Genomic DNA, 13,049 nt, shown 5'->3' with positions numbered 1-13,049 from the left:
AGATGACGCCCGGCATGGCAGGAACGGCCGCGCGATCGGCTGTTTCCCATGGACACCGCACGTGGCCCGCGCTACCCGTTTGCCCATGAAAAAAGGCGATCATCTCTTCCTTGTCGACGGCTCGGGCTACATCTTCCGCGCCTACCACGCGCTTCCGCCGCTGACGCGCAAATCCGACGGCCTGCCGGTGGGCGCGGTGTCGGGTTTCTGCAACATGCTGTGGAAGCTGATGCAGAACGCGCGCGACACGGATGTGGGCGTCACGCCCACCCATTTCGCCGTCATCTTCGACTATTCGTCGCATACGTTCCGCAACGATCTCTATCCCGAGTACAAGGCGAACCGCTCCGCGCCGCCCGAGGATCTCATCCCGCAGTTCGGTCTGATCCGGCACGCGACCAAGGCGTTCGACCTGCCCTGCATCGAGATGGAAGGCTTCGAGGCCGACGACCTCATCGCCACCTATGCACGGCTGGCCCATGAGGCCGGCGGCGACACCACGATCATCTCCTCCGACAAGGATCTGATGCAGCTCGTCGGCCCGACTGTCTCCATGTACGATCCGATGAAGGACAAGGAGATCAAGGTCCCCGAAGTCATCGAGAAATGGGGAGTGCCGCCGGAAAAGATGATCGACCTTCAGGCGCTGATGGGTGACTCGGTCGACAACATTCCGGGCGTGCCGGGCATCGGCCAGAAGACCGCCGCGCAGCTTCTCGAGGAGTTCGGCGACCTCGACACGCTTCTCGCGCGCGCCGACGAGATCAAGCAGAACAAGCGTCGCGAGACGCTGATCGAGAACCGCGAGAAGGCGCTGATGTCGCGCGAGCTGGTCCGGCTCATGAACGATGTGCCCGATGTCGACGCGCTCGACACGCTGGTGCTGCAGCCGCCCAACGGGCCGAAGCTCATCTCCTTCCTCAAGACGATGGAGTTCACCACGCTGACACGGCGCGTGGCCGAGGCGTCCGGCACGGAAGCGGCCGAGATCGAGCCCGCCCACGTCGACGTGCAGTGGGGCGCCGACGCACACGGACCGGACCTGACGGCAGCGCCCGTTTCCGACCCCGAGGCCGCTTCGAGCGGCGATGTCGCCCCGACGCCGGAAGCGCGCGAGGCGCAGAATACGCCCGCCGCACTGGCCGCCGCGCGCCTGGCCGAAGCCGTCGCCGGCAAGGTCGATACCACCGCCTACACCTGCATCCGCGACATCGCGACCCTCAGGGCATGGATCGAGGAAGCCCGCGAGGAAGGCGTCGTCGCCTTCGACACCGAGACCACCTCGCTCGACCCGATGCAGGCGGAGCTTTGCGGCTTCTCGCTCGCCATCCGTCCGGGCCGCGCGGCCTATGTGCCGCTGATCCACAAATCGGGTGCAGGCGACCTGCTCGGCGGCGGGCAGATCGAGGGCCAGATACCCGCCCGCGAGGCGCTGGCGGCGCTGAAGCCGCTTATGGAGGACCGCTCGGTCCTGAAGATCGCGCAGAACCTGAAATACGACCTCGTTATGATGCACCGGCACGGCATCGACGTCGCGCCCTATGACGACACGATGCTGATCTCCTATGTGCTCGACGCCGGCGTGTTCGGCGGGCACGGGATGGACGCACTGTCTGAACGCTGGCTGGGCCACACCCCCATCGCCTTCAAGGACGTATGCGGCTCGGGCAAGTCGCTCATCACCTTCGATCTGGTCGATCTCGAAAAGGCCACCACCTACGCGGCCGAGGATGCCGACGTGACGCTCCGGTTGTGGCGCGTGCTCAAGCCGCGTCTTGTCGAGAAGGGGCTGGTTTCCGTCTATGAGCGGCTGGAGCGCCCGCTGGTGCCGGTTCTGGCCCGCATGGAGCAGCGCGGCATCTCGGTAGACCGTCAAATCCTGTCGCGGCTTTCCGGCGATCTCGCGCAGGGTGCCGCCGCGCTGGAAGACGAGATCTACCAGCTCGCCGGCGAGCGTTTCACCATCGGATCGCCCAAGCAGCTGGGCGACATCCTGTTCGGGCGCATGGGCCTGCCCGGCGGCTCCAAGACCAAGACCGGTCAGTGGTCCACCTCCGCACAAGTTCTGGAGGATCTTGCCGCCGAGGGTCACGAGCTGCCGCGCAAGATCGTCGACTGGCGCCAGCTCACCAAGCTCAAATCCACCTATACCGATGCGCTCCCGGGTTATATCCACCCCGAGACCAAGCGCGTTCACACCAGCTATGCCTTGGCCGCTACCACAACCGGCCGGCTTTCCTCGTCGGAGCCCAACCTTCAGAACATCCCCGTGCGCACGGCGGAAGGCCGCAAGATCAGAACCGCCTTCATCGCCGAGCCGGGCAACCTGCTGATCTCGGCAGACTACAGCCAGATCGAGCTGCGCGTGCTTGCCCATGTCGCCGACATTCCGCAGCTGCGGCAGGCGTTCGCCGACGGCGTGGACATCCACGCCATGACAGCATCGGAGATGTTCTCCGTGCCCGTCGAAGGCATGCCCGGCGAGGTGCGCCGCCGCGCCAAGGCGATCAATTTCGGCATCATCTACGGCATATCGGCCTTCGGTCTGGCCAACCAGTTGTCGATCCCTCGCGAGGAGGCCGGGAGCTATATCAAGAAGTATTTCGAGCGCTTTCCCGGCATCCGCGACTACATGGAGGCGACCAAGGCCTTCGCGCGCGAAAACGGCTATGTCGAAACCATCTTCGGCAGGCGCGCGCACTATCCCGAAATCCGCTCGCCCAACCCGTCGATCCGCGCCTTCAACGAGCGCGCCTCCATCAACGCGCCGATTCAGGGTTCGGCGGCCGACATCATCCGCCGCGCCATGGTCCGCATGGAAGGCGCACTGGAGAAAGCGGGCCTCGAGAACACGCGCATGCTGTTGCAGGTGCATGACGAACTCATCTTCGAAGCGCCGGAAGGCGAGGTGGAGCGCGCCATCCCCGTCATCCGCGACGTGATGGAGAACGCTGCAATGCCGGCCCTTTCCATGAAGGTTCCGTTGCATGTGGATGCCCGCGCGGCGCACAACTGGGACGAGGCGCACTGAGATGGAGGCGGCGCTTCCGCTCGCGCTGCCGACACTCCTTTCCTTCGCGCTGACGGCGACCATCATCGAGCTGACGCCAGGGCCGAACATGACCTATCTGGCGCTTGTTTCGGCATCGGGCGGCAGGCGCATCGGCTTCGCCACGGTGGCCGGCATCGCGCTCGGCCTCACCATCATCGGGTTGGCCGCGGCGTTCGGCGTCGCGCAACTCGTATCCGCCTCGCATCTGGCCTACGAGATCCTGCGCTGGGCGGGCGTACTCTTCCTGCTCTACCTTGCGTGGGACGGCTGGCGCGGCGATGGCGACGTGGTGGCCACGATGGGCGAAACCACGACGCGCCATTTCTTTCGCGGGCTGGTCACCAACCTTTTGAATCCGAAGGCCGCCGTCTTTTACGTGGCGGTACTTCCCACCTTCATCGACGCCTCGCGGCCGCTGCTGGCGCAAACCGTGACGTTGACGCTTGTCTATGTCACCATCGCCACAGCGATCCACGCCGGCATCGTAATCCTGGCCGGCGCGCTGGAACCATTCCTGACCGACCCGCGGCGCGAGCGCATTGCCAGGCGCATCCTTTCAGCGCTGCTCGCGGGCGTGGCGCTCTGGTTCGCGTGGTCCACCGCACGCTAGACCGAGATGAGGTAGGATTGAATCGTTCTGCCGGAGGGCATTCGGGTCAAGATCAAGGGCTTCGGTGCAGGTCGTATCGGGATACGGCCAAATCCGAAGACCGAAGGGATTGGCGCGAATGCACCCGGCCCGAAGGGTTTCCCGCTGGCGGGCGCCCGCGTCGTCGGACGGACTTGGCCGTATCCAGATACGGCCTTCGCCGTCCTTCTAGCGGATCGTCTCGCCATCGGAGAAACAGAACTGATTCAATCCGACCTCATCTCGGTCTAGACTTTCGTCTAATCGCCCCGCCATCCGCGCCCGCCACGCGTTTTGGTTAACACAAAGGTAACGCGAAGCAGGCAGGTTTTTGCGAGAGCGGGGAGGAATCCGTATGAGCCTTGCGCAGCTTCGCGCCGTGGCAAACGACGATGCAGCCGGCCATGATGTCGACATCGCGGCCATAGGCGAGCGCGCGAGCCGTCTCGGCATCGAGATCGCTGACATCGTCGGCATCATAGAGGATCTGGGCGGCCTGGGCCGCCGCCAACTCGACACGTTGCGCAACGTCGTGCGCTCGGCGGACGCCACCAATGCGGCCAATGCCAGCTTGGCCTCATCCATGGAGCAGGCCCGCGCCTCGGCCGGGCAGACGCGCGCGATCCTTTCCAGCAGCGCCGACACGGTGGCGCACACATTGGCAGGCGCGGTCGAAAACATGCAGTCGCTGAGCCAGGGCGTCATCGGTTTCGCCGCATCGCTGGCGAAGGTGACGGAGACGATCAAGCTGGTGCGAAACGCCAGCGCGTCCATCAACGAGATCGCGCGCGAAACGCAGCTCGTCGCGCTCAATGCCTCGATCGAGGCGGCGAGGCTGGGCGACGCCGGCAAGGGCTTCGCCGTCATCGGCAGCGCGGTCAAGGCGCTGGCCGATCAGATCGGCAGCGCAGCCAAGCAGAACGAGGCGAGCCTGGCCGCCCTTCAGGATACGCTGACGGAGCTGAACCGGTCGACCAGGGACAGCGCGGCGACCGCCGAAGCCGCCATCGAAGCGTCGGCACGGGCCAGCGAATCCACCCGCACGATCCAGTCTCTCGTCGCCACCGTCGAGCAGCTCGCCGACCGCATCGACGGCATGGCCGAGCCCGTACAGCGCAACATCGCCGCCAGCGAGGACGTACGCGACCATCTGCGCTCCATCGTCGCCATGACGCGGGAAAGCGATACCAAGCTCGGCGCCGCCGGCAAGAGATCGCAGGCGATCCTGGACATCTCGGAGGATTTCATCCTCTTCATCGCCAGCTCCGGCATAGAGACCCCCGATACCCCGCTGATCGAGATTTGCCAGCATCGTGCGGGCGAGATCGCCGCGCTGTTCGAGGCGGCGGTCGACAGCGGCCGCCTCAGCCTTTCCGATCTCTTCGATGAAGACTACCGCGCCGTGCCGGGCTCCAACCCCGAGCAGGTGCTGACGCGCTTCACCGCGTTTACCGATGCGCAATTGCCCGCGATCCAGGAGCCGGTTCTCGCCATGCACGAGCGCATCGTGTTCTGCGCGGCGGTGGACCGCAACGGCTACCTGCCGACGCACAATCTCGTCTACTCGCGGCCGCAGAGCGACGATCCAGTCTGGAACGCCGCCAACTGCCGCAACCACCGCATCTTCGGGGATCGCACCGGGCTCGGTGCGGGCCGCAACACGCGCCCCTTCCTGCTGCAAACCTATCGGCGCGACATGGGCGGCGGCAATTTCGTGCTGATGAAGGACGTGTCCGCGCCGATCACGGTCCGAGGCCGCCACTGGGGCGGGCTACGGATCGGCTACAGGGTTTAGTGCGCAGGCGTTACACCATCCGTCCGATGGCCATGTCGGCTGCGTTGCGGATCGCACCGATGTTCCTGGCGTAGACTTCCTTGGACCCGCCCTTGAACACCGCCGATCCCGCCACCAGCACATTGGCGCCGGCGGCGGTGACCAGAGGTGCCGTCTCGGGCGTGATCCCGCCGTCGATCTCGATGTCGATCGGCCGGTCGCCGATCAGCGCCTTTACGCGGCGCACTTTCTCGACCACCGAGGGGATGAACGCCTGGCCTCCGAAACCGGGATTGACCGTCATCAGCAGCACCAGGTCGAGCCGGTCGAGTACATATTCGATGACGTTTTCGGGCGTCGAAGGGTTGAGCGATACGCCCGCCTTCTTGCCCAGCGCCTTGATCGCCTGAAGCGAGCGGTCGAGATGCGGGCCTGCCTCGGCGTGAACCGTGATGATGTCGCATCCGGCGTCGGCGAAGGCGGCCAGATAGGCATCGGTCGGCGCGATCATCAGGTGGCAATCGAACACCTTGTCGGTGCGGTTGCGGATCGCCTTGATGACCTGCGGGCCGAAGGTGATGTTGGGCACGAAATGGCCATCCATCACGTCGAGGTGTATCCAGTCCGCGCCGGCGGCAACCACCGCTTCCACCTCGTCGCCGAGGCGGGAGAAATCGGCCGAAAGAACGGACGGTGCGATGATGGTTCCGGTCATGACGGGCGGCTCCGGTTGATCTGCCGCCCGCCTAGCCTGCCAGCCATCCATTGTCGAGAGGCTGGCGGCCTTATCCTATGCCCATCATCTTTCGCAGCGCCGCGCGGTCCGTACCGGAGCCGGCGAAATCGTCGAAGGCCTTCTCCGTCACCCGGATGATGTGGTGGTCGATGAAGGGCGCACCTTCTGCCGCACCGTCTTCCGGGTGCTTGAGGCAGCATTCCCACTCCAGAACCGCCCAGCGGTCATAGCCGTACTGAGCCAGCTTGGAGAAGATGCCGCCGAAATCGACCTGCCCGTCGCCGAGCGAGCGGAAGCGGCCGGCGCGGTCCACCCAGCCCTGATAGCCGGAATAGACCCCCTGCCGCCCCGTCGGATTGAACTCGGCGTCCTTGACGTGGAAGGCGGAGATGCGCTCGTGATAGATGTCGATGAAGGCGAGATAGTCGAGCTGCTGCAGCACGAAGTGCGACGGATCGTAGTTTATCATGCAGCGCTTGTGGCCGCCGACCGCGTCGAGGAACATCTCGAAAGTCGCGCCGTCGAACACGTCTTCGCCCGGATGGATTTCAAACCCGACATCGCAGCCCGCATCCTCATAGACGTCGAGGATCGGCTTCCAGCGGCGGCCAAGCTCGCTAAACGCTTCTTCGACCAGCCCGGCCGGCCGTTGCGGCCATGGGTAGAGATAGGGGAAGGCCAGCGCACCGGTGAACGAAACGGAGCCTGGCAGGCCGAGATTGCGCGAGGCCCTGGCCGCGAGCTTCATCTGCTCGACCGCCCACTCCTGTCGCGCCTTCGGGTTGCCGCGTACCGCCTCGGGCGCAAAGCCGTCGAACTGCGCGTCATAGGCCGGGTGGACGGCGACGAGCTGGCCCTGAATGTGGGTGGAGAGCTCGGTGATCTCGACGCCCGCTTCTGCGCACAGCCCCGTTATCTCGTCGCAGTAATCCCTAGAGGACGCGGCCTTTTCCAGATCGAACAGCCGGGCATCGCCGCTGGGGATCTGGATGCCTTTGTAGCCGTGGCCGGCGGCCCATTTCGCGATAGATGGCAGCGTGTTGAAAGGCGCTTCGTCGCCCGCGAACTGCGCCAGGAATATGGCCGGGCCCTTCATCGTCGTTGGCATCTGGTGGTCCTTTCGTGTCCGGGATTCATGGTCGCGCATAGCGCACATAGGCGAAGGCGGTCGAGTCGGGCGCCCAGCAGGGCACGTTGATCGACCCCTGCCCGCCAAAGAGGCTGACAGCGGTGCGGATGTCGCCGCCGTCGGGGTTCGTCAGGCGCAGTTCCACCTCCCGGTCGCGCGGATGGCCTTCGGTGCCCGCCTCATAGGCCAGGTAGAGCACCGCGGCTCCATCAGGAGAGGGATGCGGAAACCAGTTGACGCGGTCGTCGTCGCTCATCCGGCCCATGCCGGAGCCGTCGGGGCGCACGCGCCAGAGCTGCATCGAGCCGCCCCGGTCGGAATTGAACCAGATCCAGTCGCCGTCAGGCGTATAGTCAGGCCCATCATAATGTCCGCCGCCGTCGATCAGGCAGGTCTCCTCACCGCCGGCGGCGGGGATGGTGTAGATGCCCATGACGCCGTCGCGGGCAGCAGCATAGGCCAGCGTTTTTCCATCCGGCGACCAGCCGTGCCACCACGAAGGCACGTTTTGCGTCACCCGCTTCGGCGCGCCGCCTGCGATAGGCAGCGTGTAGATGCAGGAATGGCCGGTTTCGGTCTTGTCGGAGATGACGAGGGTGGTGCCGTCGGGCGAGATGCCGTGGTCGTTGTTGCAGCCTGTGGCGAAGCCGGTGTCGATGCGTTCCGGCCGTGCACCCGCCGCCAGATCGAGCCGCCAGATGAGGCCTTCACCGTTGAAAACAATGAACTTTCCGTCTGGCGACCAGTTCGGAGCCTCGACCAGCTGGTCGGTGGCCAGAACGACCCGCTCGCTGCCGGTCGCGAGGTCGTGGGTGACGATCTCGCTCTTCATCCACCGCGCCTGTAGCTGAACCAGTCGAAGTCGGCGCAAAGGCCCGAACCGCTGGTGTCGAAGGCGGCCATTCCGACGAACGCGCCGGTGAAGGAACCGTGCTCGCCGCGCCCGCCTTCATCCGAGATTACACTGGCGTCCAGAACCGGGCCTGCCTGCCGCCATTCGCCGTCGACGTAGTAGCTGAAGACGAGGTCGGCTCCGCGCACTTCGGCCGCGAGCCCGACCGGCCCTTCGGGTGGCAGGGCGATGGGATCTGCGAGCGGAAAAACCAGCCTTCCGTCCGGCCAGTCGCCGGGGCAGCTCATCACGGTGAGCACCCGGCCGAGCCGCGCGTCATGCGTTACGGCAACGAAATGAAACTTGTGGCGGTTGTAGTAGTGGGTCAGACCGGCGGCCTGCTGGAACGACTTGGGCGCGAAGTCGACTTCGGTTTCGGCACGAAAATCGAACGCCTCCTGACGGCGCGCGACGAGCGCCTGCTCGTACCAGCTGCCGATGGATTCACGCCCGTAGAGCCGCAGGAAGCCGGGCCTGTCGGAGAGCGAGAACAGTCGTTCCCAATGCGGCGTGCGCAGCCACTGGAAGTCCAGCGGGAGCGTTCCACCGTCAAAATCGTACCGTTTGGTAGTCTCAGAGGCGTCGTTGAGGGTATCATCCGGAGCAAGTGCATTTGAGGTATCCTCGGGTGGAGTAACCTCGGATGCCGGAACCTGTCCGCCCTGCTCCAGGTAGAGCCAGCCATCCTCCTTCCAGACGCATTTCTGGATCGCCGTCTCACGGCCGAGCGGAGAACGCCGCAGGCCGGGCAGCGGGCGAGACGTCAGGTGCGTGTGATAGACCTCGCCCTGCGGCGTCTCCACCATCTGGCCGTGCCCGGCGCGCTGGAGGGTCGCGTCGGGAGCGTCCTTGGAGGTGATGAGATGGGTCAGCGGGTGCATCTCGTAGGGGCCGTCGATGGTGCGCGACCGTGCCATCGTCACGGCATGGTCGTAGCCGGTGCCGCCCTCCGCGGTCGTGAGATAGTACCAGCCGCCGCGCTTGAAGAGATGCGGCCCTTCGACAAGCCCATGCGGGCTGCCGGCGAAGATGTTGCGTGCCTCGCCCGTCAGAGTCTTCGTCTTCGGGTCCCATTCCTGCAGCAGGATGCCTGCGAAGGACGGGTGCTTCGGCTGGCCGCCGACGCCCGACGAGACATGGTTCCACAGCATGTTGAGGAACCATTTGCGGCCGTCATCGTCGTGGAAGAGCGACGGGTCGAAGCCCGACGAATTGACGTAGACCGGGTCGGACCACGGGCCTTCGATGGAAGGCGCGGTGACGATGTAGTTGTGCGCATCCTTGAACGCGCCGTCGAGCCGCTTCACATCGGTATAGACCAGCCAGAACAGCCCGTCGGCAAACGACAGGCACGGCGCCCAGATGCCGCCGGAATCCGGGTTGCCGCGCATGTCGAGCTGGGTCGCGCGATCGAGCGGGCGGCATACCAGCCGCCAGTTCACGAGGTCTTTCGAGTGGTGGATCTGCACGCCGGGGTACCACTCGAAGGTGGAGGTGGCGACGTAATAGTCATCGCCCACCCTCCAGATCGAAGGATCGGGGTTGAATCCCGGCAGGATCGGATTGCGGATCATCGGTGCGTTTCTCATCGCTCTCCCCTCTCCCGGCATGCGCGCCTACTTCCTCTGAGGTCCCTTGCGCTCCGACGAGGCCGCCCAGAGATTGATGTCGGCGTCGCGGGCGAAGGTGTCGATCTCGGTGAGTTCGGCTTGCGAGAAATCGAGGTTGGCGAGTGCGCCGACGCAGTCCTCGACCTGACCCGGCCGACTGGCGCCGATGAGCGCCGTGGTGACGCGGCCGCCGGACTTCTGGGCGCGCAGCACCCACGCCAGCGCCATCTGGGCCAGCGTCTGGCCGCGCTTTTTCGCAATCTCGTTGAGGCCGCGAATGTTGGCGAGGTTGCGCTCGTTGAGAAATTCCGGACGCAGCGACTTGCCCTGGGCGGCGCGGGCATCGTCCGGCACGCCGCCGAGATATTTGTCGGTGAGCATGCCCTGCGCGAGCGGCGAGAACACGATGGAGCCGATGCCGAGATCGTCCAGCGTGTCGAGAAGACCGTCCTCCTCCACCCAGCGGTTGATCATCGAATAGCTGGGCTGGTGGATGAGGCACGGGGTGCCGAGCTGCCTGAGGATCGCCACGGCCTCACGGGTTCGCTTGGAGTTGTAGGACGACAGGCCGACATAGAGCGCCTTGCCGGACCGCACCGCGTGGTCGAGCGCCATCATGGTCTCTTCGAGCGGGGTCTCGGGATCGAAGCGATGCGAATAGAAGATGTCGACATAGTCGAGCCCCATGCGCTTGAGGCTCTGGTCGAGCGAGGCGAGTACGTATTTGCGGCTGCCCCACTCGCCGTAGGGACCGGGCCACATGTTGTAGCCGGCCTTGGTCGAGATGATCATCTCGTCGCGATAGCCGGCAAAGTCGGCGCGCAGCATCTCGCCGAAGGCGACTTCGGCGGAGCCCGGAGGCGGGCCGTAATTGTTTGCGAGGTCGAAGTGAGTGATGCCGAGGTCGAAAGCCTTGCGGCAGATGGCACGCTTTGTCTCGTGGGGGGTATCGCCGCCGAAATTGTGCCAGAGACCGAGCGAGATGGCAGGCAGCTTCAGTCCCGACCGGCCGCAGCGGTTGTAGATCATCGAATCGTAGCGGGTGTCAGCTGGCTGCCAGGTCATGTCTGTTCCTTTCACGAGAGGGCCGGCGCACAGGCGCCGGCCCTTTCGTAACTATTTCTTCTTCGCCAGCATAGCCTTGGCATCCGCCGGCGAAAGCGCGGCGGGGCGCTCGCAGGTCGTCTGCATCGCCACGAACTTGCCCGTCTCGCCGGACTTGAGAATGCCGGTCATCACGTCGATGACATGCAGCGAAAACTCCAGCGAGCAGCGATGCGGCCGGTCTTCCAGGATGCCCAAAGCCATGTCGGCAAGGCCAGACGCGCGGTAATTGGCCATCATTCCCTGCGCATGCTGCTGGTTGGGCACGGAGAAGGCGTGCTGCCACTTCGGCAGCTTCTTCACTGGGTCGGCCCGGTTGGTGAACATCACGTCGCCGCCGAAGAAATTGGGATCGGGCACGAAGATGGTGCCTTCCTCGCCGTAGAGCTCGATGGGCGCATGGCCGTGCTTCCACACGTCCCAGCTTGCGTTGAAGGTGATCGTCGCGCCGTTGGCGAATTCGAGCAGCGCATGGATCGTGGTGGGCGTCGTGACCGGTATCTTCTGGCCGAAGCGCGGCTTGGACGTGATCGTGCGCTCCTTCGCAGGGATGCTCGCAAGGGCTGCGACGCGCGTCACGGGACCGATGAGTTGCACCAGATTGGAAATGTAGTAGGGCCCGAGGTCGAGGATCGGCCCGCCGCCCGGCGCAAAGAAGAAATCCGGGTTGGGGTGCCAGTGCTCCATGCCGTGGCTCATCACGTAGCAGGTGCCGCTGGTGACGCGCCCGACCTTGCCCGTGTCGATCAGATTGCGCACGAGCTGATGGGCGCCGCCCAGGAACGTGTCGGGCGCCGAGCCGACGCGCAGCCCCTTCTTCGCGGCGCGCTTCGCCAGATCCTGCCCCTCCTTAACCGACAGGACGAACGGCTTTTCCGAATAAACGTGCTTGCCCGCGTCGAGGATCGCCCGGGAAACCTCGTAATGCGCAGCAGGAGTCGTGAGGTTGACGACGATGTCGATGTCGTTGGCCGCAAGCAGCCCTTCCACGGTTTCCGCACGGACGCCGAATTCCTTGGCGCGGGCCTCCGCCGCCTTCGGGTCAAGGTCAGCGCAGGCACGCATCTCCACGCCCTTGAAAAGGGGCGCGAGCTTGAAATAGGCCGCCGAGATGTTTCCGCAGCCGATCACGCCGACTCCGAGTTTCCTCGCCATTTTATGATGCTCCTAGAAATGAGTTCTTGCCGGACCGCACCGTCGATCCCCCTGATTTTTCGGCGGGGCGGTCGCCTGAGGCACCCCACCCCTTACCCCTCCCCTCAACGGGGAGGGGGATTCTGAGCCGCCGGCGACGTCCTTCCCCTTAAGGGATGGGGGTATGAGGCCGCCGCGACTTTCATGTTCCAGCCGTGCCCCTACAGGTTTCTGGCTGCTTCGATGGAGCGGCGCGCGAAGCGGCCGACATCGTTGGGATTGTCGTGCTCCATCACGAACACGCGGGCGGGCGTCTTCTCGCGCAGCGCCTTCATGATGCCGGGCCAGTCCATCGTGCCGTGGCCGACATCGGCCCAGCCGTCCTCGTCCTCGGCAACGCCGGTCGGAGCGATGTCCTTCACATGGGCGGCTACGATGCGCGAGGCGTAGTCGCCGATCCATGCCAGCGGGTCTGCCCCGCCGCGCACCACCCAGGCGACGTCGATCTCCCAGCCGATCTCTGGCGCGGCATCGAGGATGACACGCTGCGGCACGGAGCCGTCCTTGCAGGGCACGAACTCGAAATCGTGGTTGTGCCACGCAAAGCGCAGGCCGGCCTTGCGGCAGTTCTCGTGAACGGCGGCGAGCCGGGCGGCAAAGGAGCGCCAGCCCGCCTCGTCGGTGGGACGAAATTCGGCCGCGATGTGCGGACAGATCAGCGTGCCGATGCCCAGCGTTTCGGCGATGCGCCGCGCGGTGGCAAAATCGTTCTCCAGCATGTCGAGCGAGAAATGCCCGGTCGGCATGGACAGGCCGTTGGCGTCGAGCTGCGCGCGCAGCGCCGACGGGTCTTCGTAGATGCCGCCGAAGCCTTCCACCTGCGTATAGCCGGCAGCGGCGACCGTCTTGAACACGTTTTCCCACGGCTGGAACTTGCGCGCGGAGTAAAGTTGGAAAGACCAGTTCATTGCAGTATCCGTCGTTCGGGTC

At 65.1% G+C, this 13,049-nt stretch carries 9 protein-coding genes and 2 pseudogenes; 3 read left to right on the top strand and 8 right to left on the bottom strand.

From position 1 onward, the window contains the following. Window positions 1-85: 85 nt before the first annotated feature. The 3 genes from polA to FY036_RS08860 all read left to right on the top strand — a co-directional run bounded on the left by polA (window position 86) and on the right by FY036_RS08860 (window position 5,475). On the top strand, window positions 86-3,031 hold the full coding sequence (polA, locus tag FY036_RS08870) for a DNA polymerase I (RefSeq protein WP_148914358.1): 2,946 nt from the start codon (window positions 86-88) through the stop codon (window positions 3,029-3,031). A gap of 1 nt (window position 3,032) precedes the next feature. Beyond that, entirely contained in the window at window positions 3,033-3,662 is a 630-nt protein-coding gene (locus FY036_RS08865; RefSeq protein WP_148914357.1) for a LysE family translocator, read from the top strand. Window positions 3,663-4,035: 373 nt separating this feature from the next. Next, window positions 4,036-5,475: a methyl-accepting chemotaxis protein gene (locus FY036_RS08860; protein ID WP_148914356.1), complete on the top strand. Its 1,440-nt coding sequence runs from the start codon at window positions 4,036-4,038 to the stop codon at window positions 5,473-5,475. 10 nt (window positions 5,476-5,485) lie between these two features. Here the strand turns inward: FY036_RS08860 and rpe are convergent, their stop codons facing one another. The 8 genes and pseudogenes from rpe to FY036_RS08825 all read right to left on the bottom strand — a co-directional run bounded on the left by rpe (window position 5,486) and on the right by FY036_RS08825 (window position 13,027). Continuing rightward, on the bottom strand, window positions 5,486-6,169 hold the full coding sequence (gene rpe / locus FY036_RS08855) for a ribulose-phosphate 3-epimerase (RefSeq protein WP_201744724.1): 684 nt from the start codon (window positions 6,167-6,169) through the stop codon (window positions 5,486-5,488). A gap of 70 nt (window positions 6,170-6,239) precedes the next feature. Next, window positions 6,240-7,298, bottom strand: coding sequence for a sugar phosphate isomerase/epimerase family protein (locus FY036_RS08850; RefSeq protein WP_148914354.1), 1,059 nt, complete (start codon window positions 7,296-7,298; stop codon window positions 6,240-6,242). Between the two features lie 25 nt (window positions 7,299-7,323). Next, entirely contained in the window at window positions 7,324-8,151 is an 828-nt protein-coding gene (locus FY036_RS08845; RefSeq protein WP_148914353.1) for a TolB family protein, read from the bottom strand. Next, window positions 8,148-8,771, bottom strand: a pseudogene (locus FY036_RS24275) (beta-xylosidase family glycoside hydrolase); the annotation flags it as partial. The gene FY036_RS08845 and the pseudogene FY036_RS24275, both read right to left, overlap by 4 nt. An 86-nt stretch (window positions 8,772-8,857) precedes the next feature. Then, a pseudogene (locus FY036_RS24270) lies at window positions 8,858-9,785 on the bottom strand (glycoside hydrolase family 43 protein); the annotation flags it as partial. Between the two features lie 42 nt (window positions 9,786-9,827). Beyond that, entirely contained in the window at window positions 9,828-10,886 is a 1,059-nt protein-coding gene (mgrA, locus tag FY036_RS08835) for an L-glyceraldehyde 3-phosphate reductase (RefSeq protein WP_148914352.1), read from the bottom strand. Between the two features lie 51 nt (window positions 10,887-10,937). After that, a complete protein-coding gene (locus tag FY036_RS08830) occupies window positions 10,938-12,080 on the bottom strand; it encodes a Gfo/Idh/MocA family protein (RefSeq protein ID WP_148914351.1) in 1,143 nt (380 codons plus the stop codon). 200 nt (window positions 12,081-12,280) lie between these two features. Next, complete coding sequence (locus FY036_RS08825) at window positions 12,281-13,027, bottom strand: sugar phosphate isomerase/epimerase family protein (RefSeq protein ID WP_148914350.1); 747 nt, start codon at window positions 13,025-13,027, stop codon at window positions 12,281-12,283. Between the last annotated feature and the right edge of the window lie 22 nt (window positions 13,028-13,049).

Source organism: Neoaquamicrobium microcysteis (assembly GCF_008180155.1).
In the GTDB taxonomy this organism is placed as follows: domain Bacteria; phylum Pseudomonadota; class Alphaproteobacteria; order Rhizobiales; family Rhizobiaceae; genus Aerobium; species Aerobium microcysteis.
Note: the sequence above shows the minus strand (reverse complement) of the source record. Positions and strands in the feature narration are given on the sequence as shown.

Bases quoted from the DNA above. Each gene is read 5' to 3' on its own strand.
- FY036_RS08825 (WP_148914350.1), bottom strand. From the start codon at position 13,027: ATGAACTGGTCTTTCCAACTTTACTCCGCGCGCAAGTTCCAGCCGTGG.
- FY036_RS08865 (WP_148914357.1), top strand. From the start codon at position 3,033: ATGGAGGCGGCGCTTCCGCTCGCGCTGCCGACACTCCTTTCCTTCGCG.
- FY036_RS08830 (WP_148914351.1), bottom strand. From the start codon at position 12,080: ATGGCGAGGAAACTCGGAGTCGGCGTGATCGGCTGCGGAAACATCTCG.
- polA (WP_148914358.1), top strand. From the start codon at position 86: ATGAAAAAAGGCGATCATCTCTTCCTTGTCGACGGCTCGGGCTACATC.
- FY036_RS08850 (WP_148914354.1), bottom strand. From the start codon at position 7,298: ATGCCAACGACGATGAAGGGCCCGGCCATATTCCTGGCGCAGTTCGCG.
- mgrA (WP_148914352.1), bottom strand. From the start codon at position 10,886: ATGACCTGGCAGCCAGCTGACACCCGCTACGATTCGATGATCTACAAC.
- rpe (WP_201744724.1), bottom strand. From the start codon at position 6,169: ATGACCGGAACCATCATCGCACCGTCCGTTCTTTCGGCCGATTTCTCC.
- FY036_RS08845 (WP_148914353.1), bottom strand. From the start codon at position 8,151: ATGAAGAGCGAGATCGTCACCCACGACCTCGCGACCGGCAGCGAGCGG.
- FY036_RS08860 (WP_148914356.1), top strand. From the start codon at position 4,036: ATGAGCCTTGCGCAGCTTCGCGCCGTGGCAAACGACGATGCAGCCGGC.